At 73.2% G+C, this 21,392-nt stretch carries 13 protein-coding genes; 5 read left to right on the top strand and 8 right to left on the bottom strand.

Going from position 1 to position 21,392, the window contains the following annotated elements:
- The first annotated feature begins 158 nt into the window (after positions 1 to 158).
- The gene (locus WMF22_RS05060; protein ID WP_438035024.1) at positions 159 to 1,886 is read left to right on the top strand and encodes a protein kinase domain-containing protein; all 1,728 of its coding nucleotides are present in this window, start codon (positions 159 to 161) and stop codon (positions 1,884 to 1,886) included.
- Here WMF22_RS05060 and WMF22_RS05055 read toward each other — a convergent pair.
- Positions 1,837 to 5,688, bottom strand: a complete 3,852-nt coding sequence (locus WMF22_RS05055) for a serine/threonine-protein kinase (protein WP_438035023.1) — start codon at positions 5,686 to 5,688, stop codon at positions 1,837 to 1,839. The genes WMF22_RS05060 and WMF22_RS05055 overlap by 50 nt on opposite strands.
- 169 nt (positions 5,689 to 5,857) lie before the next feature.
- Between WMF22_RS05055 and WMF22_RS05050 the strand changes: the two genes are divergently transcribed.
- Positions 5,858 to 7,657: a sigma 54-interacting transcriptional regulator gene (locus WMF22_RS05050; protein ID WP_438035022.1), complete on the top strand. Its 1,800-nt coding sequence runs from the start codon at positions 5,858 to 5,860 to the stop codon at positions 7,655 to 7,657.
- A 97-nt stretch (positions 7,658 to 7,754) separates the two neighbouring features.
- Here the strand turns inward: WMF22_RS05050 and WMF22_RS05045 are convergent, their stop codons facing one another.
- Together WMF22_RS05045 and WMF22_RS05040 are read right to left on the bottom strand one after the other, a co-directional pair.
- Complete coding sequence (locus WMF22_RS05045) at positions 7,755 to 9,611, bottom strand: hypothetical protein (protein WP_438035021.1); 1,857 nt, start codon at positions 9,609 to 9,611, stop codon at positions 7,755 to 7,757.
- Positions 9,612 to 9,779: 168 nt separating this feature from the next.
- On the bottom strand, positions 9,780 to 11,084 hold the full coding sequence (locus tag WMF22_RS05040; RefSeq protein ID WP_438035020.1) for a glycoside hydrolase family 5 protein: 1,305 nt from the start codon (positions 11,082 to 11,084) through the stop codon (positions 9,780 to 9,782).
- Positions 11,085 to 11,573: 489 nt separating this feature from the next.
- On the opposite strand from WMF22_RS05040, the gene WMF22_RS05035 reads away from it, so the two are divergent.
- Entirely contained in the window at positions 11,574 to 12,293 is a 720-nt protein-coding gene (locus WMF22_RS05035; protein ID WP_438035019.1) for an RNA polymerase sigma factor, read from the top strand.
- A 338-nt stretch (positions 12,294 to 12,631) separates the two neighbouring features.
- Positions 12,632 to 13,063: a hypothetical protein gene (locus tag WMF22_RS05030; RefSeq protein WP_438035018.1), complete on the top strand. Its 432-nt coding sequence runs from the start codon at positions 12,632 to 12,634 to the stop codon at positions 13,061 to 13,063.
- 127 nt (positions 13,064 to 13,190) lie between these two features.
- Here the strand turns inward: WMF22_RS05030 and WMF22_RS05025 are convergent, their stop codons facing one another.
- Together WMF22_RS05025 and WMF22_RS05020 are read right to left on the bottom strand one after the other, a co-directional pair.
- A complete protein-coding gene (locus tag WMF22_RS05025; RefSeq protein WP_438035017.1) occupies positions 13,191 to 13,577 on the bottom strand; it encodes an NFACT RNA binding domain-containing protein in 387 nt (128 codons plus the stop codon).
- A gap of 14 nt (positions 13,578 to 13,591) precedes the next feature.
- Entirely contained in the window at positions 13,592 to 14,587 is a 996-nt protein-coding gene (locus WMF22_RS05020) for a lysophospholipase (protein WP_437297963.1), read from the bottom strand.
- A 117-nt stretch (positions 14,588 to 14,704) separates the two neighbouring features.
- On the opposite strand from WMF22_RS05020, the gene lon reads away from it, so the two are divergent.
- On the top strand, positions 14,705 to 17,116 hold the full coding sequence (gene lon / locus WMF22_RS05015) for an endopeptidase La (protein ID WP_438035016.1): 2,412 nt from the start codon (positions 14,705 to 14,707) through the stop codon (positions 17,114 to 17,116).
- A gap of 6 nt (positions 17,117 to 17,122) precedes the next feature.
- Here lon and WMF22_RS05010 read toward each other — a convergent pair whose 3' ends face one another.
- From WMF22_RS05010 to WMF22_RS05000, 3 genes are all read right to left on the bottom strand, one after another.
- Positions 17,123 to 18,034 (bottom strand): N-acetylmuramoyl-L-alanine amidase, encoded by a 912-nt coding sequence (locus tag WMF22_RS05010; RefSeq protein ID WP_438035015.1) that lies wholly within the window; start codon positions 18,032 to 18,034, stop codon positions 17,123 to 17,125.
- Positions 18,035 to 18,199: 165 nt separating this feature from the next.
- Entirely contained in the window at positions 18,200 to 19,384 is a 1,185-nt protein-coding gene (locus tag WMF22_RS05005; protein ID WP_437297960.1) for a DNRLRE domain-containing protein, read from the bottom strand.
- Between the two features lie 783 nt (positions 19,385 to 20,167).
- Complete coding sequence (locus WMF22_RS05000; RefSeq protein ID WP_438035014.1) at positions 20,168 to 21,214, bottom strand: hypothetical protein; 1,047 nt, start codon at positions 21,212 to 21,214, stop codon at positions 20,168 to 20,170.
- Between the last annotated feature and the right edge of the window lie 178 nt (positions 21,215 to 21,392).

Below are 21,392 nucleotides of genomic sequence, written 5' to 3'. Positions count from 1 at the left end.
TCAATCAGCGTCGAGGAGCCCCTCGGGGCGACGTACCGCTTCCGCTTCCGCGCCGCGTACCGTCCGGCCCGCTCGTCTCGGTCCACGGTTCGGCGTGGCCGCCCCGCGCCGCGGCCTGATACGATCCGATAAGGAACCTCACCTCACGTGGCCCGTCCATGCGGCATGTCCCCGAGCGCTTTCAGATCGTCCGGCGGCTCGGGGCAGGTGGCTTCGGGATCGTGTACGAGGCGATCGATCGCGAGCGCGGGGAGCGGGTCGCCCTGAAGGCGCTCGCGCGCGTGGGCGCCTCGGCCCTCTACCGCTTCAAGCGGGAGTTCCGGGCGCTCGCGGACGTCACCCACGACAACCTCGTCCGGCTTCACGAGCTCATCGGCAGCGGGGACGAGTGGTTCTTCACCATGGAGCTCGTGCGCGGGGTCGACTGGCTCACCCACGTGCGCGGGCAGGGAGCCGCGGGCGGCGCCGCCTCGTGGCCCAGCCTGACCAGCACCGCGCCCCCGGACGAGGGGATCGATCTCGACGCCACGCTGGAGGAGCAGGTCGAGCATCCGCCCGCGCCCTCTCCTGCCCGCGCCGCCGGCGCGGAGGCGCCCGCGGACCTCGGGCGGGTGCGGTCCTCGCTCGTCCAGGTCGCGCGGGCGCTCCAGGCGGTCCACGCGGCGCGGCTCGTGCACCGGGACGTGAAGCCCTCCAACGTGCTCGTCACGGCCGAGGGGCGCGCCGTCGTGCTCGATTTCGGCATCGCCTCGCGCCTCTCGACCAGCGGCAGCGGGCAGAGCGCGACCGACGCCGAGCAGCTCGTCGGGACGCCGCGCTACATGGCGCCGGAGCAGGTGGGCGCGAGCGCCGCGGCGCCGAGCGCCGACTGGTACGCGCTCGGCGTGATGCTCTTCGAGGCGCTGGCAGGGACGCCGCCCTTCACGGGCACGTCGATCGAGGTCCTCGCCGAGAAGCAGCGATCCGCGCCGCCCCGGCTCCGCGACGTCGCGCCGTGGGCGCCGGACGACCTGGCCGACCTTGTCGCCGATCTGCTGTGCGCGGCGCCGGAGCGGCGCCCCTCCGGCGCGGAGGTGGTGCGGCGGCTCGGCGCGGCGGGTGATCTCGCGGCGGCGCCCCCCGGCCCGGCGAGCCCGGTCGGTCGCGGCGGCCGCGGCCCGTCGCGCGCGGCGGAGGAGGCGCCGGCGACGCGGCCGCGGGAGCTCGAGGCGCTCGCCGGCGCGCTCGCGCGGGTGCGGGAGGGGCGGCCGGGGCTGGTCCTCGTCCAGGGCGCCGCCGGGGCGGACGGGGGCGCGCTCGTGCGCGCGTTCCTCGACGGCGAGGCCGGGGACGCGCTCGTGCTCGAGGGCAGGTGCCACGAGCGCGAGCAGGTGCCGTTCAGGGCGCTCGACGGCGCGATCGACGCGCTCAGCCGCCACCTCGTGCGGACCCCGCCGGGGGAGGCCGCCGCGCTCATGCCCCGCGGCGCCGCGGCGCTCGCCCGCGTCTTTCCCGTGCTCGCGCGCGTCCCGGCCGTGCGCGCGTCGCCGCCGCTCGCGGCGCCGCGGGGCGCGGCGGAGGAGGGCGAGGAGCGGCTCCGGGCGCGCGCTTCGGCCGCGCTGCGCGACCTGCTCGGGCGGCTCTCCGACCGGCGCGCCGTCGTCGTGTTCATCGACGACGCCCACGGGGGCGACGCGGAGAGCGCGTCGCTGCTCGCGGAGATCATGGCCTCGCCGGACCCGGCCGCGCTCCTGCTGATCGTCGCCTACCGCCCCGAGGACGCCGGAGCGAGCCCGCTGCTCTCGGCGCTCCGGACCTCCCCGGCGATGGCCGCGGTGCACACCGTGGAGATCGACCTCACGGGAACCCCGGCGCGAAGATCGCCGCCAGGCGCGCCGGGTTCCTGACGCCCTGGCCCGCCATCCACGCGTCCGCGGCCTGGACCAGGGAGCGGCCCTCGTCCCCGCCGAGGAGCTGGCCGCGGCGGCGGCGCGCGCAGGCGGCGAAGAGGGCCATCCCGCGCTCGTCGAACGCGGCCGCGGCCGCCGCGAGGAGCGACAGCGCCGAGGCGGCCTGGCCCCGCTGCGCCGCGATGGCGGCGCGCAGGGACATCACCATCGGAGCGACCCACGGCGCGCCCTCGCGCGACAGCCGCCGGGCGTCGCGCGCCGCGCCGCGGAGGAGGGCCCGGCCGAGCCGCGCGTCGCCGGCGCCGTCGCGCGCGGCGGCCTCCAGCGCCGCGGACGCGCGCAGGTGATGGATCAGGACGCGGTAGTACTGGAACCTCGGCAGGAACGACCAGGCGATCTTGCGCCAGCGGTCCTCGATCCTCCTCAGCGCCGCGAGCGGCGCGCCGGCGTAGACATCGATGCGCCCGAGCGCCACGGTCTCCAGGCAGTCGAGGTGATCGAACGCGCGGCGCGGCCAGCGCGCCATGGCGCCCAGCACCTCGTCGCGCGCGGCGTCCGGCCGGTCCGCGGCGAGCGGCACGATGTACGTGAGCCCCACCCGGAAGAAGCTGGCCGCGTAGAGGTCGCCGCGCGCGTCCGCGTCGGCGCAGCGCGGCGCCGCGAGGCGGGCCAGCGCGTCGAGCTCGCCGCGGTGGTAGTGGGCCACCATCATGAACCGGCTCGTGGTGCCCAGCTCCCACGCGACGCCCGCGCACCCCGCGCGCAGGAGGTCCTCGGCCTCGCGGCAGAGCTCGAGCCCCTCGGCCCAGCGCCCGGAGAGGCTCTCGACGACGCCGAGCATGCCCTTGTTGAAGGCGATGAGGTACGGGTCGCCGACCTTCTCCGCGAGCGCCGCCGCCGTGCCGTAGAGCCGGTGCGCCTGGCGGCGCCCCACGACGTGGTCCGTGCCGAGGTGCGCGATCTCGGTCGCGATGGCGCGGGCGAGGCGGTAGGGCTCGCCCGCGCGGAGCGCGAGGAGGAGGTGCCTCGCCTGGAACTCGGCGCCCTGGAGGACGTCGGCCATGGCGAGCCCGACCGAGGCCGACCAGCAGACGTCGAGGCGCGCCAGCGTCTCGGCCGGCAGATCGCGGGCGTCGCGCTCCCGGAAGCGGAAGCCGCGCACGCGCAGGAGCAGGCGGAAGAACAGGAGCGAGAGCAGCACCGCCCACCGGCGCTCGGCGAGGCGCATCCCCACGGCCGCTAGGACGCCCCGGAGCGCGCGCCTGCCCTCCTCGATGTGGCCGCTCACGAGCAGCTGCTCGGCGGCGCACCGCCGCAGATCGAGGCTCTCCCGCGGCGGCGCGCCCTCGGCCGCGGCGGCGTACGCCCGGGCCGCCTCCGCGCCGCGGCCGGCGTTGCGCAGGGCCTGCGCGAGCTTGACCCGCAGCGCGCGCGCCTCCCCCGCGCCGGCCGGCGCCGCCTCGAGCGCGGCGGCGAAGTGCTCCGCGGCGCGATCGAAGGCGAGCGCCTCGGCCGCGCGGTCGCCCGAAAGGACCGCGTAACGGGCCGCCTCGCCGGGGCGCCCGGCGCGGCGGAAGTGCACGGCGAGCACGTCCGCGTCGGCCCGCCCCGAGGCCTCCAGGACGGCGGCGAGCCGCAGGTGGACCTCGGCGAGCTCCGCCGCGCCGAGCTGCGCGAGGGCCGCCTCGCGGATGCGGTCATGGAACGCCTCGAGCTCCTGCTCGCCGTGCTGCCCGCGCGCGCGCACGACGCTGCCGGCCCGGAGCGCCGCGAGCGCGGCCCGCTCCTGCTCGGGGGTGAGCGCCGCGGCCTGCCGGGCGTCGCGGAGGTCGAGCGGCTTGCCCGACACGGCGATGACCTCGAGCAGGCGCCTCGCCTCGGCGGGCAGGCGCAGGAGGCGGTTCGCGAGGACCGATCCCAGCCGGACGCCGCCGTCGTCCGCGCCGCGCGCCGACTCCGGCGCGGCCTGGCCCTGCACGTCGCGCGAGAGCTCGATCACGAAGAACGGGCTCCCGGCCGCCTCCGCCGCGATCGCGTCGGCCTGCGCGACGGCCCGGGCGCCGCCGCCGAGGAAGGCCAGCGCGAGGGCGCGCCCCTCCTCGGGGGTGAGCGCGCCGACGGCCAGGGAGCGCACGTCGCCCTCGTCCCCGTCGCCCGGGGCTGGCGGGAGCAGCCGCGCGAGGAGCTCGCTCCGCGCGGCGTCCTCGCTCCGGTAGCAGAGCAGCAGCAGGAGCGCGGGCGCGTCGGGCTCGCGGAGGACGTCGGTGAGCAGCGCGGCGCTGTCGGCGTCCCCCCACTGGAGGTCGTCGATGAACAGGACGAGCGGCCGTCGATCCGCGATCCGCGCGAGGATCTCGCGGAGCGCGGCGAACCCGCGCCGGCGGAGCTCCCGGGCGTCCGGGGGCTCGATCTCGCGCCGCGGCGCCCGGGCGATCGCGTCGACCTGCCCGAGCACGGGGAAGAGGCGCACGACCGCGTGGACGTCGCGCGGCATGAGCTCGGCGGCCTCCAGCCTGGGGAGGCGCGAGAGGTGGCGGCTGAGCGCGTCGATCAGGCTGTCGACGGCCTTGTAGGGGACGGATTCCCGCTCGTAGCACCGGCCCTCGAGGATCACGGCGTCGTCCGCTCGCGCGCGGTCGTCGAGGAAGCGCCGGACGAGCGCGGTCTTGCCCGTGCCCGACGCGCCGTGGATGTGCAGGGTGGTCGCGCGCCCTCCCCTCGCCCGCTCGAACGCCGCGCGCAGCGCGTCGATGTGCCGCTGCCGCCCGACGAACGGCGCGCCGCTCCCGGCCGGCGGCCCCGGGCGCGCCTCGGCGAGCGGCGGCGCGCCGGCGCTGCCGCGGGCGTCGCCGCTCGGCGGCAGCAGCCGCCGGAGCACCTCGGGCGCCGGGAGCCGCTCGTCGGGGGCGCGGCGCAGGAGCTCCGCGCAGAGGGCGTCGAGGTCCTCCGGGACGCCCGGCGCGAGGGCGCTCGGACGAGGCGGCTCTTCCACCTGCTTTCGCAGGATGACGTCGAGCGCCCCGCCCTCGAAGGGCCGGCGCCCGGTGAGCGCCTCGTGGAGCATGACGCCCACCGCGTACCAGTCGCAGGCGGGCGACAGGGAGCCGGCCTTCGCCTGCTCCGGCGCCATGTACGCCGGCGTCCCCGCGATGTGGCTGCCGCTCTGGTCGATGGAGCCGCTCGAGAGCTCCGCCACGAGGCCGAAGTCGAGGATGACGACGCGCCCCTCGCGCGTCACGAGCACGTTCGAGGGCTTCAGATCGCGATGGAGCTTGCCGGCCGCGTGGAGCGCGGCGAGGCCCTGGGCGAGCTGGAGGAGCGCGCTCCTCAGCGGCCCCCAGCGTGACGGCGCGGCGGCGGCCGGGTCGCGCCCGGCGTCGCCGGCGGCCGGATGGGGCCGCGCCGCCGACAGGTCCGGTTCCGTCGCGTCCGGGTCGTCCCGGGCGAGGCTGGGTGCGGAGGGGCTGGGCGCCGAGGCGCTTCGGGCGCCGCGGGCCGATGAGCCGCGCACGGAGGAGAGGAAATCGATGCCCTCGATGAGGTCCATCGTGAAAAACCACTGCTCGTCCTCCGAGAACAGCTCGTGGAGCGTGACCAGGTTCGGGTGGACGACCTCGGACAGGGCGCGGAACTCGCGCTTGAACCGGTAGAGCGCGACCGGGTCGAGGCGGTGGAGCGATTTCAACGCGACGCGCGCCCCCCGCTCGCGATCCTGCGCCTCGTAGACGGCCCCGAACGCGCCCTCGCCGAGGCGGCGGCCGATCGAGAATCGCGCATTGCTGGGGGGCGTCCGCTGCATCGAATCGCTCTGCAGTGCCCGGCCTGCGGGCGGCGAGCCTACCACGCGGTGCGCGCGATTCTGCGCCGGATTCCGCGCCGGATTCCGCGCCGGATTCCGCGCCGGATTCCGCGCCGACCTGGAGCCTTGCGCGCCCCGGCGCCGCAATGAGAGAGTCGGCCGCGAGAGGATGAGCGAGGCAACCGCGTCCGGCGGCCCGACCCGAACAGACGAGGCGCCGCGCGGGGCCGACGAGGGCGGCTCGTACCTGCTCGTGGTGCAGGGGAGCTCCTCGTCGGTGCTCCGCCTGCCGCGGAGCGGCGTGGTGCTCCTGGGCCGCGGGCCGCGGGCCGACGTGCGCCTCCGCAACACCGCGGCGTCGCGGGAGCACGCGAAGATCGTGCTGCTCGACGGGCGCGCGCAGCTCGTGGATCTCGGCAGCCGGAACGGCACCCTGCTGAACGGCGTCCGCGTCGACGGCGCGAGGCCGCTCGGCTCGGGCGACGTTGTGTCGATCGGCGAGGCGGTCGTTGTGATGCGGTGCCCGCGCCCCGCGAAGAGCCGGCAGGTCCTCGAGATCGCGGAGCTGCGGCGGAGGATCGAGGGGGAGATCGACAGGGCGCTGCGCCACGATCGGCCGGCGACGGTGATCGCCGTCCAGCTCGGGGCGGCCTCGGCCCGCGAGGTCGTCGCCGGCGCGCTGGAGCGGGAGCTCGCGGTGACCGACTTCGCGGGCTTCGAGGCCGACGACCGCCTCCTCGTGCTCTTGCCCGAGGCGGACGCGGCGGCGGCGGGCCACGCCGTGCAGCGGCTCGTCGACGCCGTACACGCCGTCGCCGCGGCGCCGAAGGTCGGCGTGGCGACGGCGCCGGCGGACGGCTGCGACGCGGACACGCTCGTCGCGTCGGCCCGGGCCGCCGCGGAGGTCGCGCGCCCCGGGCGCCCGGCGACCGCGGCGGAGGCGGTGACCACGCTGGAGCTCGGCGGGCAGCGCACGGTGCTCGCCGACGCGGCCATGGTGCGCGTGTTCGATCTGATCCGGCGCCTCGCGGCGACGGACCTGCCGGTGCTGGTGACCGGCGAGACGGGCTCCGGAAAGGAGAGCGCGGCGCGCGCGCTGCACGAGTGGTCTCCGCGCGCGAAGCGGCCGCTCGTGACGCTCAACTGCGCCGCGATGCCCGAGAGCCTGGTCGAGAGCGAGCTCTTCGGCTACGAGCGCGGCGCGTTCTCCGGCGCTGCGGGCCCGAAGCCGGGCCTCCTGGAGCACGGCAGCGGGGGGACCGTCTTCCTCGACGAGATAGGCGATCTCTCGGCGAGCGCCCAGGCGAAGATCCTTCGCGCGATCGAGACCCGGCGGATCCTCCGGCTGGGCGACGTGCGCGAGCGCGAGGTCGACATCCGCGTCGTCGCCGCCACGCACAAGGATCTTCAGGGGGAGGTCAAGGCGGGCCGCTTCCGGCAAGATCTCTATTATCGCCTCGGCGCGGCCACGGTGATCTTGCCCCCTCTCCGGGAGCGCCCCCGCGAGATCCTCGCGCTCTCGCGGGCGTTCCTGGCTGACGCGTGCGCGCGCGCGGGGCGCGAGGAGATGGTCCTGTCGACGGAGGCGACGGAGCTCTTCACGGCCTATGCGTGGCCGGGCAACGTGCGTGAGCTGAAGAACGTCATCGACTACATCGCGGCGACGGTCACCGCGCGCATCGTCGAGCGCGGGCACCTGCCCGCTGCGCTCGCGGCGGGGCCGCCGCGCCCCGAGGGCATCCCGCCCTCGGTGGCGCCGGCCTCCCGCGCGGCGCCCTCCGCGAGGGGCGCTGGCCGGGCGTTCCGGCCGCTCGCCGAGGAGGTGAGGGAGCTCGAGCGCACGCGCATCGCCGAGGCGCTCGCCGCTGTGGGCGGGGTGCAGACGAGGGCGGCGGAGGCGCTCCACATGCCGCTGCGGACCTTCGTGCTGAAGATGAACCGTTACGGCCTGGCGAAGCGCAGGCGGTGACGCCGCCGCATCGCAGCTCCGATACCGCGATGCGGCGGCGACGTGGGGGGATCTCAGCGCTCTCCCGCTCTCCTCGAGGAGGTGAGCGGCCCGTCGATCACTTCGAGATGACCTTCGTGCACGTCGCGCCGAAGTCGACGTAGCCGACCGGGCAGCTCCCCCAGCACACGGGGCCCACGCCGCTGTAGCCGGAGCCGCAGGCCGGATAGCAGAGACCCGCGTCGTACTGCTGGCCCGCGCCGCAGCTCGTCGGCACCGAGCCGACGCCGCGCCCGTAAGAGCTCTTTCCGAAGATGTGCGCGTCGCGCCGGCACGTGCAGCCGTCGTTGCTATACCCCGCCGGGCACGTGGAGCAGCCCTTGGCGAAGGTCAGGCCGCAGACGTCATACCAGGGGCACGCGGAGTTGTCGGCGTTGATGATATGCGCGTCGCGCCGGCACGTGAGGCCGTCGTCCGAGTACCCGGCCGGGCAGCTCTGCCAGCACACCGGGCCGACCCCGTAGTAGCCCGACGCGCAGGCCGGATAGCAGAGACCCGCGTCGACCTGCTGGCCAGCGCCGCAGAGCGTCGGCACCGCGCCGACGCCGCGCCCGTAGCTCGGTTTCGTCACCGTGGAGGAGCACGTCGCGCCGTCATCGCTGAAACCGGGCGGGCAGGCAGGCACCGCGGCGGGGGCCGGGACGGCGGGGTTCTGCACGTGGAGGCGCGCCTGGAACTCGTAAAGGCTGTGGATCGCGCCGGGGTTCGCCTCCAGCACCTGGATCATCGCGCCGTCGCCCACGACATCGGACAGGTCGAGCAGCGCGTCGGCGATGCGCTTCTCGTTCCAGTCCCGGTACTGGCTCGACGGGCACGCGTCCCCGCTGCCGCAGAGGCGGCCGCCCGCGCCGACCCGGGCTTGCTCCCAGTAGTTCGCGAAGCCCTCGTTGAAGGCGTACCCCTGGTTGGCGATCTCGGAGCCGTCGTGAGAGCGCCCGTAGATATAGGCCACGTCGTCACCGTTCCAGTGGTTCAGATCCCCGTCGGCGACGTGCCGCACGCTGTGCCCGAACTCGTGGGTGATGACCCGCCGGCGCGCTGCGGCCGTGCTCCCCCAGGTGCTCGTGAGGAAGTCCGTGCGAATGTTGATGTAGTCGTAGAACGTGTAGGGCGTGCCCACGTAGACCCCGCTCCAGCGGAGCATGCGCAGCGCGTGCGCGGGCGGCTGGGCCCCGCGGGCGGCGTGGAAGTCGCTCAGGGTATCGACGCCGAGCCGCCAGAGCTCGCAGTCGACGCCGCTCAGCGTGACCACGTCGACGTCGAGATCGCCGCTCGAGCGCGGGCTGCCTGCGACGTCGGCCCCCTGGCCCCGCGGCGCGTGCAGCTCGTCCATGATCGTGAGCGGCGTCGTCACGCCGCTCGAGCTCACGACGCCGTCGTACGTCACGTCGAGGTGCACGCTCGCGCTCGCGATCGACGAGATGGGGATCCTGAAATCGCCATTCGCGTCCGTCACGCCGCTCCCGAGGCCGGGAATGCTGAGCGGCACGAACGCGAGCGCGTTCGTGATCGTCCCCGCGCCGTCCGGCGCGGCGCACTGCAGGCGCCCGATGACGGCCGTGGACGGCGGTACGCAATGGAGGCTCGTCACCTCCCCGACGCAGATCGAGTCCCACTGGGTGTTACAGCAGAACGGGTCCACCGCGCAAACGCAGCTCTGGACGGCCGCGTCGTTGCAGCCGGCGAACGAGTGCGGGTTCACGCAGTCGTTCACCTTGAGCTCGCTCTCGGCCTCGGCCGTCGATTCGGCGTCAGCCTCCGGCTCACCTGGATCGCCGAAGCCCTCCGAGCCCTCATGATCGCCAGAGGGCTCGGCGCCCTCGGGGACGGCGCACGCGGCGAACGCCCCCGCGGCGAAGAACAGCACGGCGGACGCACAAACCCTCGCCATCCCGACGTTTCGTGTCGATGACATGCCCCTCTCCTTGGTATGGTCTGGACCGCTCCATGTCGTCCAGACCCCCCAGGTACGCGGGCCAGGTTGGGTGGTTTCGCGCGACCGTCCAGTTTCGCGATGGCCGTGCGAAGCGACGGCCGGGGGCGCGCCGCGCCCTCCGCGCCGCCGGAGCGAAAGCGGCGCCGACTACCGGTTGACGGCGCTCACGACGGCTTGCCACTCCGTCGAGAACGAGCCGTCCGTGCGCTTGATGTCCGTCCCCGTGTCCCACAGCACGGGAACGACGCCGCGAGACTTCGCCGCCTCCACCACCGACCGCATCCACAGCGTCCGTGACGCCGGCTCACGGGGGTAGTTCGTGCCCAGCGTGACGCCGAACTCGCCGAGGAGGATCGGGAGGCTCCGCTGCGCGCTGAACGCGCCGAGCGTGTCGAACTTGCTCTTCAGCTCCGCCTTCTCGGCCTCCGTGCCCCACGTCGTCTTGGGAGAGCCCCAGCTCTCCACCGTGTCGAGGCCGCAGAAGGTGTAGGGCGTATAGTAATGGATCGAGAGGAAGAGGCTCTTCGTGCCGGCCGGATCGGTCGGCACCTTGAAATCGCTCACGCACGTCCTGTCGATGTCCGTCACGAAGCCGGCGATGAGCAGGGCGCGGCTCGCGTTGTAGCCGCCCTGCCCGCGCACGGTGGTGACGAAGAGCTGGTTCATCTCGTTCAGGGCGGCGTAGTCCGGCGTCCCGCCGTCGTGAACGCCGTTGACCCAGTAGTTCCCCTCCTCGTTCATCCCCTCGAGGATCAGCTTGTGACCGACGTCGCTGAAGGCCGTGGCGATCTGGGTCCAGTAGGACGCGAACCTGGTCTTGACGTCGCCCGTGAGCTTGTACTTGTCGGCGTTGTCCTCGTTGTAGATCCAGCCCCCGTCCCAATGGATGTTCACGATCGAGTACATTCCTGCGGCCTCGATCCAGCCCACCACCTCCTTGACTCGGGCCATCTTGGTGGCGTCGATCGTGCCGTTGGCGGCGTAGGTGTCCCAGGCCACGGGCACACGCACCGTCTTGATGCCGTGGCTGGCCATGCCGTTGATGAACGTCTGCGTGATCAGCGGCTGGCCCCAGCCCGTCTCCCACTCGGTGGTGTTCTCCAGCGTGTTGCCGATGTTGGCGCCAATACCCATGTCGGGGACCATGGCCGCGGCGTCCACCGGTGTCTCGGCTCCGCCGGTCCCGCCGGAGCCCCCGACTCCCCCCGTGCCGTCACCGCCCGCGCCGGCACCACCCGTACCAGCACCCTCCGTACCGGCACCACCCGCGCCGGCGTCGCCCGCACCCGCGCCGCCCGTCGCGGCGTCGCCCGTGGCGGCACCTCCGCCGCTGCCTCCGGTGACCCCTCCAGAGGCCGCGCCTGCGCCCGACGTGACATCGGGATCCGTCGAGCTGCAAGCGACCAGCAAGCCGAGAATCGAGAAGGAAGCGAGTCGATACGCGTGGGTCATGGGTCCTCTGCGGGTGATGGAAAGGAGCTCGTCTCCCTCAGGTTGCGCTGCGCCCCTGCCAGCCGTCACAAATCGCACGGACGCTCCCGGACCGCGATCCGCGCCGGATCCTGGGAGCCCGAGCCAGGCCTTCGCGACCGGACGGCGCCGCGGGGCTCGCCGTCGCCCTGCCGCCGCGCGCGGGCGGGGCGCCCTCCGGGTGCAGGAGTTACCGGGATCAGGCAAGAGTTACCTAGCCCGGTCGTGCAAGAGTTGCACGAGCCCGCCCGGGGGACGCGTCACGCTCGCTGGAGCGCGCTGCGCCCGCGGCGCCGGCGCAGGCATACAGGCTGCTAGGACAAGGCCCGAGCGCCTCGCAGGATTCTCGAACACCCGATGATCGAGCGGGGCGCGGAGCGGGCCACGTCCGCCGCATCCGCCTCGCATCTTGCTTCTGCCGCCTCCTGTCTTCCGTGCGCGCGCACCCGCCGACGCGGGCGAGGACTGCGGATGCATGGCGAGACGAGCGAGGACGCTCCCTGCTCGCAGCCCGAGGAGATCCGCTTGCCCGACGCCAACATCATGACGACATCCGTCCTCACCTCCGCGCTCGGCGGAGAGATTCGGCCCCTCCGATCCGTGATCGCCGCGCTCACGCCGGTGATTCACGCGCGGGTCGGCCGGGCGCTCCACCGGCGCCGCGCGCGGTTCGCGGGCGGCGCCGACGACCGCATGGACGACCTCGTGCAGGACGTGTTCGTCGAGCTGTTCCGCGACGACAGCCGGGCGCTCCGCGCCTGGGATCCGGCCCGCGGATTGAGCCTCGCCAACTGGGTCGGCCTCATCGCCGACCAGACGGTGGCGGCGGCCTTCCGCCGCCGGAAGCGGCAGCTCGACGAAGCGGCGCTGCCGCTCGACGACGCGCCGGAGGAGGGCGCCCGGTCCGACGACGATCCGGAGGCCAGGGTGCTCGCCCGCGACGCGCTGGAGCGCCCCCTCGGCCTGCTCCGGGCGGAGCTCAGCCCCCTCGGGCTCTCGCTGCTCGAGGCGCTCCTCATCGAGGAGGAGCCGATCGCCTCGGTCTGCGCGCGGACCGGCATGAGCGCCTGCGCGGTGCAAGCCTGGAGCAGCCGCCTCAAGCGGCGGTTCGCGGAGCTGGCCGCCGGGGGCGGCGAGCCCGCGCGGAGCGGGCCCGGAGGACGGAGCAGGGCGGCCTCGCTCTGCGCGTGAGCGCGGCGGCCTCGCGGCGCGCCGCCTCAGCCCTCGGGCCCGGAGAGCCGCTCGGCGCCCTCCAGGGCGAGCGTCAATCGATCCCCTTCGATGCGAAGCTGCACGGCGACAGTCTAGCTGTTCGCGAGCGCCTGGCGAGCAGCTGCCGCTGCCAGATTGCCGCCATGGTGAAACGGGGCGATGAAGAAATCGATACGCGATGTCAGATGTGGCGAGCATCGCGCATACTCCTCTATCGACGACGACGAGACGCCCGGCCTTCGGATGGAGGCGGCGGCTCGCCCCTCACCACAGCGATGGGAGAAGACATCATGTTTCATGACACGAACCTGCGTTCGATGAAGATGCACCTTTGCGCGCTGCTCGCGACGACCGCGGCGCTCACGACGCTCCTCTCCGCGTGCGGCGCCCCGCCCGTTGGCGATCTCGAGGGCGCCGAGCAGGAGAACCTCTCCGAGCAGGCGGATGAGCTCGCGGGGCCCGCGGGCGGCCGCCTCACCTGCGCTGTCGTCCGCTGTATGGACGGGTTTGTCTGCGAAGAACGGAAGGGGAGGGCCGCGTGCGTGCCCGCCCCGCAGCGCCAGTGCGTGACCGACGACGACTGCAGCCTCGTCGACAATTACTGTGGAGGCTGCAACTGCGATGCCGTCCCCACGGGCACGGCCCCGCCCAAGTGCCTGGGAGAAGAGGTGGCGTGTCTGGTCGCGCCGTGTTCCGGCCTCACCGCTTCCTGCCAGGCCGGAGCCTGCGTGGTCGCGAACGCGCGCTGAGCGGAGCCCCCACGACGACGTGCCGAGCCGTCGCTCGCCCCGGCGCGGCTCGCCGTCGCCCTCGCGCGAGGCGCCGCCGCCCTCGCGCGGCTCGCCATCGCCCTCGCGCGAGGCGCCGGCGCTCGCCTTACCCCGGATCGCGCCCGGGGATCTCAGGCCGCACGCGCACGCTCTTCCACCGCGCGAGCTGAACGAGCCCGGCGGGCGCGCCGCGCGGCTTGCTCACGTCCGCGGCCCTGCAGACGTGGACCTCCACCCTGGCGGCGCTCCGCGCCTTCGAGTACCACGCGGCGGCCGCCGCGGCGCGCTCGACCACCTCGCGCGGGACCTCCACGCGCTCGGGGTTGCGCACGATCACGTGGCTGCCCGGCGTGCCGCCGGCCACGTGCAGCCAGAGATCGTGCGGCTCGGCGATCTCGAAGGTGAGCGCGTCGTTGTCCTCGTCGCCGCGGCCGACGAGCACCTCGAAGCCATCGATCGTGAGCGTGCGGTACGGCCGCCCCTTGCTGCCCATGCCGGCCCCCGCCGTCAGCCGGGCGCGGCGCCTGCGCCCGGCCCGACGCCCGGCTGCGCGGGCCTCGCCGGCGCCCTCGCCTCGCCCGCCACCTCGGCGGTGAGCCACGCGAGCAGGTCCCGCACGACCTCCTCGCGGTTGATCTCGTTCAGCATCTCGTGGCGCCCGCCGGGGTAGAACCGCTGCGCCACCCTGCGGAGACCGGCGGCGCGGTACGCCTCGATCATCTGGGTGACGCCCTTGAGCAGCCCGCCGACCGGGTCGCGAGAGCCGGAGACGACGTAGATGGGCAGGTCCTTCGGGATGCGCGAGAGCCGCTCGGGGCGCGCGAGCGCCGCCATCGCGTCGAGCAGGTCGACCCAGAGCGAGGTCGTCGCCGGGAAGCCGCAGCGGGGATCGGCGATGTACGCGTCGACCTCGGCGCGATCGCGAGAGAGCCAGTCGAAGGGCGTGCGCGTCGGCGCGAACACCTTGTTGAAGCTGTCGAAGCTCATCGTCTGGAGGAGCTGGCTCTTGCCGCGCTCGCCCAGCCGCCGCCGCTCGGCGCGCGCCACGAGCCGGCCCGCGTCCACGAGCGCGTTCGCCTTGCCCGCGGCGCCGGAGAGCACCGCGCCGTCGATCGAGCCGCCGTGCTCGATCAGGACCTCCTGCGCGAGGGCGGCGCCCATGCTGTGGCCGAAGAGGACGACCGGCAGGCCGGGGTGCTCGCCGCGCGCGCGCGCGATGAGCTGCGCGAGATCGCGGGCGACCCGCTGGAAGCCGCCCTGGCTCGCGAAGAAGCCGAGCTCGTCGCTCCCGCGCGCCGTCGCGCCGTGGCCGCGGTGGTCGTTCGCGTAGACGACCCACCCGTCGGCGCAGAGCGCCTGCGCGAGGCGCGCGTAGCGGCCCGCGTGCTCCGACATGCCGTGCGCGACGTGGACGACGCCGCGCGCCCCGCCGTCCGGGAGCCAGCGGTACACGAAGAGCTCTCGGCCATCGTCCGCCTGAAACGTGAAGGTGTCCGCGGGCATCGCCGGCCGACCCTACCACCGCTCCGCGCGCGGCTGACCACGATTCTCGATGCTTCCGCGCCGAAAGGAGTTTTCGGTACGGTCCTCCATGGCATGAGGTTCGCACAAAGGCCGGCCATGCCCGAGCGCCGATCGTTGCCCGTGCTCTCGTTGCGCGACACCGTCCTCTTCCCTGGGATCGCGACGCCCATCACGGTCGGACGGCTGAAGACGCTCCGCGCGGTGGAGGCCGCCCTCCGGGTCGAGGGGGAAGACAAGCGCATCTTCGCTGTCGCCCAGCGCGACGCCGCCGAGGAGCCCACCGCGGCCGGCCTCTTCTCGATCGGCGTGATCGCCCGCATCACCCAGGTGCAGCGGTTCGGGTCGGGCCTTCAGCTCGTGCTCTACTGCGAGCGGCGAGCGGCCGCGCCCCGCTACACCGAGGTCGATGGCGTGATCCGCGCCCCTGTCATCGAGCTCGCCGATCTACCCCTCCGTCCAGAGGAGGACGGCGCCCTGGAGGCGCTCTCCCGCGAGGTGCGCGAGCGGGCCGTCGAGTACGGCCGTCACCGCGGCGCGCCCGAGGACGTGCTCAAGCAGTTCGTCGGCAGCATGTACGGCCCGGCCGAGCTCGTGAACCACATCGCCTTCTACCTGGACCTCCCGACCCCCGAGAAGCAGGCGCTGCTCGAGATCCTCTCGACGGAAGAGCGGATGCGCAGCCTCGCGCTGCACCTCTACCGGCAGATCGGCATCGTCGAGACCCAGGAGAAGATCAGGACGACCGTCGAGGAGGAGCTCGGCGAGCGGCAGCGGGAGATCTACCTGCGCGAGCAGCTGCGCGCGATCCAGAAGGAGCTCGGCGAGGAAGACGACGAGAACGCCGCCGCACGTCTTGAGCACAAGCTGCAGCGGGCCAACCTGCCGGCGGAGATCCTGCAGGAGGCCCGGCGCGATCTCGCGCGCTTGCGGCGCATGGGGCGGGAGACGTCGCCCGAGGCGCAGGTCCTCATGACGTGGCTCGAGTGGGTGGCGGATCTGCCCTGGAGCCAGCGGACCGACGACCACGTCGATCTCGATCGCGCGCGGGCGATCCTCGACGAGGATCACTACGGCCTGGGCGACGTGAAGGACCGGGTGCTCGAGTTCCTGGCCGTCCGGAAGCTGCGCCTGGAGCAGGCCAGGAGCGAGGGCGAGCGGAGCCGCGCGATCTCCCGCGGGCCGATCCTGCTCTTCCTCGGTCCGCCCGGGACCGGCAAGACGTCCATCGCGGAGTCGATCGCGCGGGCGCTCGGGCGCAAGTACGTCCGCGTCTCGCTGGGCGGCGCGCGCGACGAGGCGGACATCCGCGGCCACCGGCGCACGTACGTGGGCGCGATGCCCGGCCGCATCCTCCAGGGCATCAAGCGGATCGGCTCGAAGAACCCGGTGATCGTCCTCGACGAGGTCGACAAGCTCGGCGCCTCCTACCAGGGCGATCCTGGCGCGGCGCTGCTCGAGGTGCTGGATCCGGCGCAGAACGACGGCTTCGTCGACCACTACCTCGGACTGCCGTTCGACCTGTCCGAGGTGCTGTTCATCTGCACGGCGAACTTCCGCGAGACGATCCCCCCTCCGCTGTTCGACCGGATGGAGCCCGCGCTGTTCGCCGGGTACACCGAGCAGGAGAAGCACGAGATCGCCCGGAAGTACCTGCTCCCCCGGCAGCGGAACGAGTGCGGGCTGCGCGAGGAGCAGCTGCGCGTGACGGGCACGGCGATCGGCGGGATCATCAGCGGATACACGCGCGAGGCGGGCGTGCGGCAGCTGGAACGGACGCTCGGCGCGCTGGCGCGGAAGGCCGCGCGCCGGATCGCGGCCGGCGAGATCGAGCGGGCTGTGGTGGGCGCCGACGACGACGTGAAGGAATTGCTCGGCCGCGCGAGGATGCGCCTTGAGCGGAGGCTCCAGTACGATCAGCCGGGGGTCGCGACCGGCATGTATTACACGCAGATGGGTGGCGACATCATGCACGTCGAGGCGAGCGTGATGCCCGGCAAGGGCGATTTCGTCCTCACGGGGCAGCTGGGCGACGTCATGAAGGAGAGCGGCCGCGCGGCGCTGAGTTATGCGCGAGCGCACGCGGCGGAGCTCGGCGTGCCGTCCGATCGGCTGCAGCGGCGGGACGTTCACATCCATGTTCCGGCGGGGGCGGTACCGAAGGACGGGCCGAGCGCGGGCGTGACGATGGCGGTGGCGCTTGTGAGCGCCCTGTCGGGCAGGCCGGTCAGGAGCGACATCGCGATGACGGGGGAGATCACGCTTCGCGGGACGGTGCTGCCGATCGGGGGGATCAAGGAGAAGGTGCTGGGGGCGCACCGCGCAGGGATCTTCGAGATCCTGCTGCCGGCGGACAACGAGGCGGATCTCGACGACCTGCCGGCCGAGGTGAGGAGCTCGCTCGAGTTCTACCTGGTGAACACGCTCGACGAGGCGCTCGCGCTCTGCCTGCGGCTCCGCTCGATCCGCCTGGAGGCGCCCGAGGAGATGCCGCACGCGCGGGCGTCCTGACGCGCCTCAGGTGGGCGGCGGGGAGACCGGCGCGCCGTCGCCGCCGAGCGCGCTGGCGCCGCCGAGCGCATCGGCCAGCGCGGCGGCGGCGGCTGCGGCGAAGGCGTCGAGCGTGGCGGGCTCGGTCCAGCGGGTCGCCTCGCGGGCGTCGAGCGCGTGGTGGGTCTCGACGAGGATGGAGGGCATGGAAGGGCGGCGCAGCACGAAGATGCGCTGTCCCGGGGGGCGCCGGTCGAGGAAGACGCCGGGCTGGGCGGTGTCCGGCGCGTACAGGCCGCTGTACGCGGCGCCGTCGTAGGGCAACAGGCCTGCTTCTTCCATGCGCCTCGCGAAGCCGCGCGCGAGCGCGAGCCGGAGGGCGCAGAGGGCCGGATCACCTTCGTCGGACCACAGGACGGCGAACCCCGGCGCGGCGAGGCTGAGCGGGCACTGGCGGCCCTGGACGGGCGACCACGTCTCGGCCCTGCCGCGCACGTCCGAGTGCAGGCTGACGAAGGCGTCGGCGCCCCACCGGGCGGCGTCCTCGACGCGCTCCGCGTAGGGCAACGGACGGTCGCCGGCCCTGCCCACGCGCGCCTCGAAGCGCCCGGTGGCGTTGAGCCGCTCGGCGAGGGCGCGCGCCGCGGCGAGGGTGAAGTCCTGCTCGTCGACGCAGAAGCAGGAGAGGTTGCCGGTGTTGCCGGGGGCGCCATGTCCAGCGTCGAGGTAGATGCGGCGGACCCCGAAATCCCGTGGAAAGACGGCGGAGGGGGCGACGACGCGGGCCCCTGGAAACGGCCACCCGCTCGGCGCGATCGGGAGCTTGAGGGCGCGCCGCGCCGCGATCTCGCGCGCGGAGCCCGGGGCGAGCGCCCGTGAGAGGGCGGCCGCTCCGGCGGCGCCGGCGAGACCGAGGACGAGCTTCCTGCGCGAGATCACCGCGGCTCCGCTTGCTATCAAAGGCGGAGCGCGGCGTCAGGTTCTCGGCAAACGAGCGTGGCCGAGGTGACGAACGGGGCGCGACGTGGCGACATCCCGAGATCGCCCGGAACGTCCGAGAGCTCGTGACCCGGCGTGTCCCTCCGCACCTCGGCCGGAGCCCCGCTACTGGGCCGGCGTGTAGCAGACCTCGAGCTTCGGCCGGTTGGCGATGTTCGTTTGCTCGCTCGAGCGGATGTCGGTCCGACCGTTCACGTCGTGGAGCGCGACGCCGTGGTTCGGGGAACCATCCACCCAGGACTGGACGAGGGCCGCCACGTTGGCGGTCACGACGGCGCTCGCCTGGCCGACGGTGGCGATCGAGGCCTCGACGGCCGCGTTGTACCCGGGGAAGTTGCCGGCGTGCACGGTCGACTCCTGCCAGGGGCCGTTCACGCGGTGCAGCTCGATGGTGCTGGCGCTCTCCTTCCACGTGTGAGCCAGCGAGAGGGTCGCGGATTCGACGTCGGAGCCCGCCGGGATGAACGACAGATCGAAGGCCAGCACGCCCAGCTGCACGCCCTCCGGGAACGTGTTCATGACGACGTACGGGTAATCGCCGTACGGCCACGAGACGCCGGGCTGGATATGCGCATCCTGCACGCTCCCGTAGGTGCCGCGCTGCACGACCACGCACACGGGCTCGGCGGGCGGGGGGGGCTCGCAGGCGTCGCCGATGCCGTCGGCGTCGGCGTCGGCCTGGGAGGGGTTGGCCAGCGCCGGGCAGTTGTCGCACGAGTCGAACACCCCATCCTGATCCGTATCGGCGGCGACCACGGTGACGTTATCGAGCAGCGTCCCCTGGCCGTTCGAGGTGCCCAGGTCGTTGAACTGGAGGCGCGTCGTCGTGCCGGAGGCCACGAGGGTATAGGTGTAATAGACCCATGCGGAGCTGGCGGTCGTCAGCGTGGCCACCTGCTGGCCACCCCAGACGACGCCGAGCACGTTCTGGCTCGCGGTCGTGCCGGGGCGCGCGGCGAAGGCGAACCGGAGCTGGTAGGTCGCTCCCGGGACGGTCGTGAGGTTCTGATAGATGCCGCTCGAGGTCGAGGCGTCCAGCTCGACGTGCTGCTCGCCGTGCGCCGGGTTCATGCCGTTCGAGTGGTCATAGACCTGGATCTGACCATAGGCGGCCTGCCAGCCGGTGATCGAGCCGTTGTAGATCGACGACGTGCCGGGCCACACGTCCGGCGATTCGAAGCTGCCGTTCGTGACGATGTTGCCGGAGGGGAGCACCGAGCAGGAGACGAGCGCCGCCGCGCCCTCGCCGATGGCATCTTCGGTATCGTCGTGCGGCTCGGGTGCCGCCACGCAGCCGGAGATCATCAAGGCGAATGCGAGCGCGGACGCGGAAGCAGACGCGGAAGCAGACGCGGAAGCAGACGCGGAAGCAGACGCGGAAGCGGAAGCAGCAGCAGAGATCGACAGATGGGCGGTTCTCATGGGAGAGCTCCTCGTTGCGGCGCCGCCATAGCTGCGCCGCGTCGCGCGGCGATCTGCCGCGCGGTATGGACTTTGAAATCTCTATTTACAAACAAGCGAAACGTTGATATGATGTTCCATTTGCCCGAAGGCGGAGCGCTGAAGGAGTCATTCGTCAATCAGCGCGTGCGGCGGGACGGCACGACGAGACGGTCGTCACCAGGCGTTCGCCTCCCGGATCGTGGCCGACCTCGACCTCCCTGGCCTCAGGCGGCTCTCGCTCCCCTGAGCCGGATGAGGGTCGTCGCGGGCCTGGCGATCGATGGACGGAGTCGGGCGAGCGCGGTCACTAGCGATTCTTGCAGCAGCCAGCCGTAGCGCTGTCTGGTTATATCATGAAATGGGCGCGCGGATCATCGACTTTCGCATCAGCCGGCGCCGCGACGCAAAAGGCTGTCCCCTGATCTCGTGACAAAAAGAGCTATGGTGGGCACCGCGGGCGCCGAGGGAAGAGGAGAGAGTAAAAATTATTCATCTCTCCTCGTTCCTCGTCCCTCGGCGTCTTGCTGCGTCGCCTGGCCGCCCTCCGTGCCTCTACGGTTCAATTTCTCCGTGTCATTGAACCGCGCGCGGTGCTCCCCGCGCTGAGACGACGCGGCGGCGCGCCGCCGCTCACCCCGGACACGCCGCGCTGCACCCTGCTCCCCCGCAGTCCACCCCGAGCTCGTCGCCGTTCTCCACGCCGTCCCTGCAAATGGGCGGCTCGCACGCTCCGGCCCAGCAGACCCCGCTCTCGCAATCCTCGCCGGACGCGCACCCGCGGCCGTCCGGGCAGCGGCGCGGGCACGTGCCGCTGCAGTCCACGCCGGTCTCATCGCCGTTCTTCACGCCGTCGTCGCACGTCGGAGCCTTGCAATGGGCCATCGCGCACACCCCCGACTGGCAATCCGCCCCGACCTCGCACGGGTCCCCGCCCTTGCACGGCTTGCATGGCCCACCGCAGTCCTGCGACGTCTCTCCGCGGCCCGCGTCGAGCGCCTGATTGACGCAGTGGACCGGCACGCAGAACACCCCATCACACGCCAGCCCGGAAGGGCAGTGCAGCGTGGGATCCTCGTCGAGGCACTCGACGCAGCGCCCCTTGTAACACCGACCCGAGCCCGAGACGGGGCAGATCACGTTATCGAGCAACGCGTTGAGCGGCTGATCGTAGTCGCACAGATCGGTCGTGCACTGGTTGCCGTCGTTGTACACGTCGTAGGCCGGCACGCTGATCACGTTCCCCTCCGGGGTACACTCGTCCTGCTTGCAGTCGCCGCGGATCTGCGAGACGAGCCGCCCCGGCCTGATCTCGAGCTCGCATCTGCCCTCCACGCACCGACCCGCGCCGCACCGCGGGTCCGGCGGCCCTGGGCAGTCCGCGGCGTCTTCGCACCACCGCGTCGGTCGGTCGATCACGCCCGAGCACTCCAGCGTTCCTTCCGCGCACTCGTCGCAACCCCGGCACTTGAGAAAGCAGTCCGGCTCCTCCTCGCCCGGCGGGCAGCAGATCACCTGGCCCGGCTCGGCGCAGACGCAGCGCTCCTCGACGCAGACCGTGCCCGGCACCGTCTGTTTGCTGGACAGGCAGTCGTCCGTGGTCGCGCAGTCGCCACCCATGTACGGGACGTCGCCGCAGGCGAAAGGGAGCGCCGAGGCCGTGAGAGACAAAATTCCCACGATCCAATGCTTGGAAGAGATCATCGTGCGTCCAGTCCTCCGGCACAAGGCTGGGCAACCGGCACCCCGGCGGCCCCAATCCGCCGAGGTGTCGTTGGCCTGATCGTCGAACGGGCGCAGTATGGCGCGCCGTCCCTGCGGCCGTCACGCAAGTTTTCGCCAGTTACACCCTCTGGCG

Source organism: Sorangium sp. So ce204 (assembly GCF_051526795.1).
Classification (GTDB): Bacteria; Myxococcota_A; Polyangia; order Polyangiales; family Polyangiaceae; genus Sorangium; species Sorangium cellulosum_B.
The sequence above is the reverse complement of the archived record's forward strand: the minus strand, read 5'-3'. Positions and strand labels throughout refer to the sequence as shown.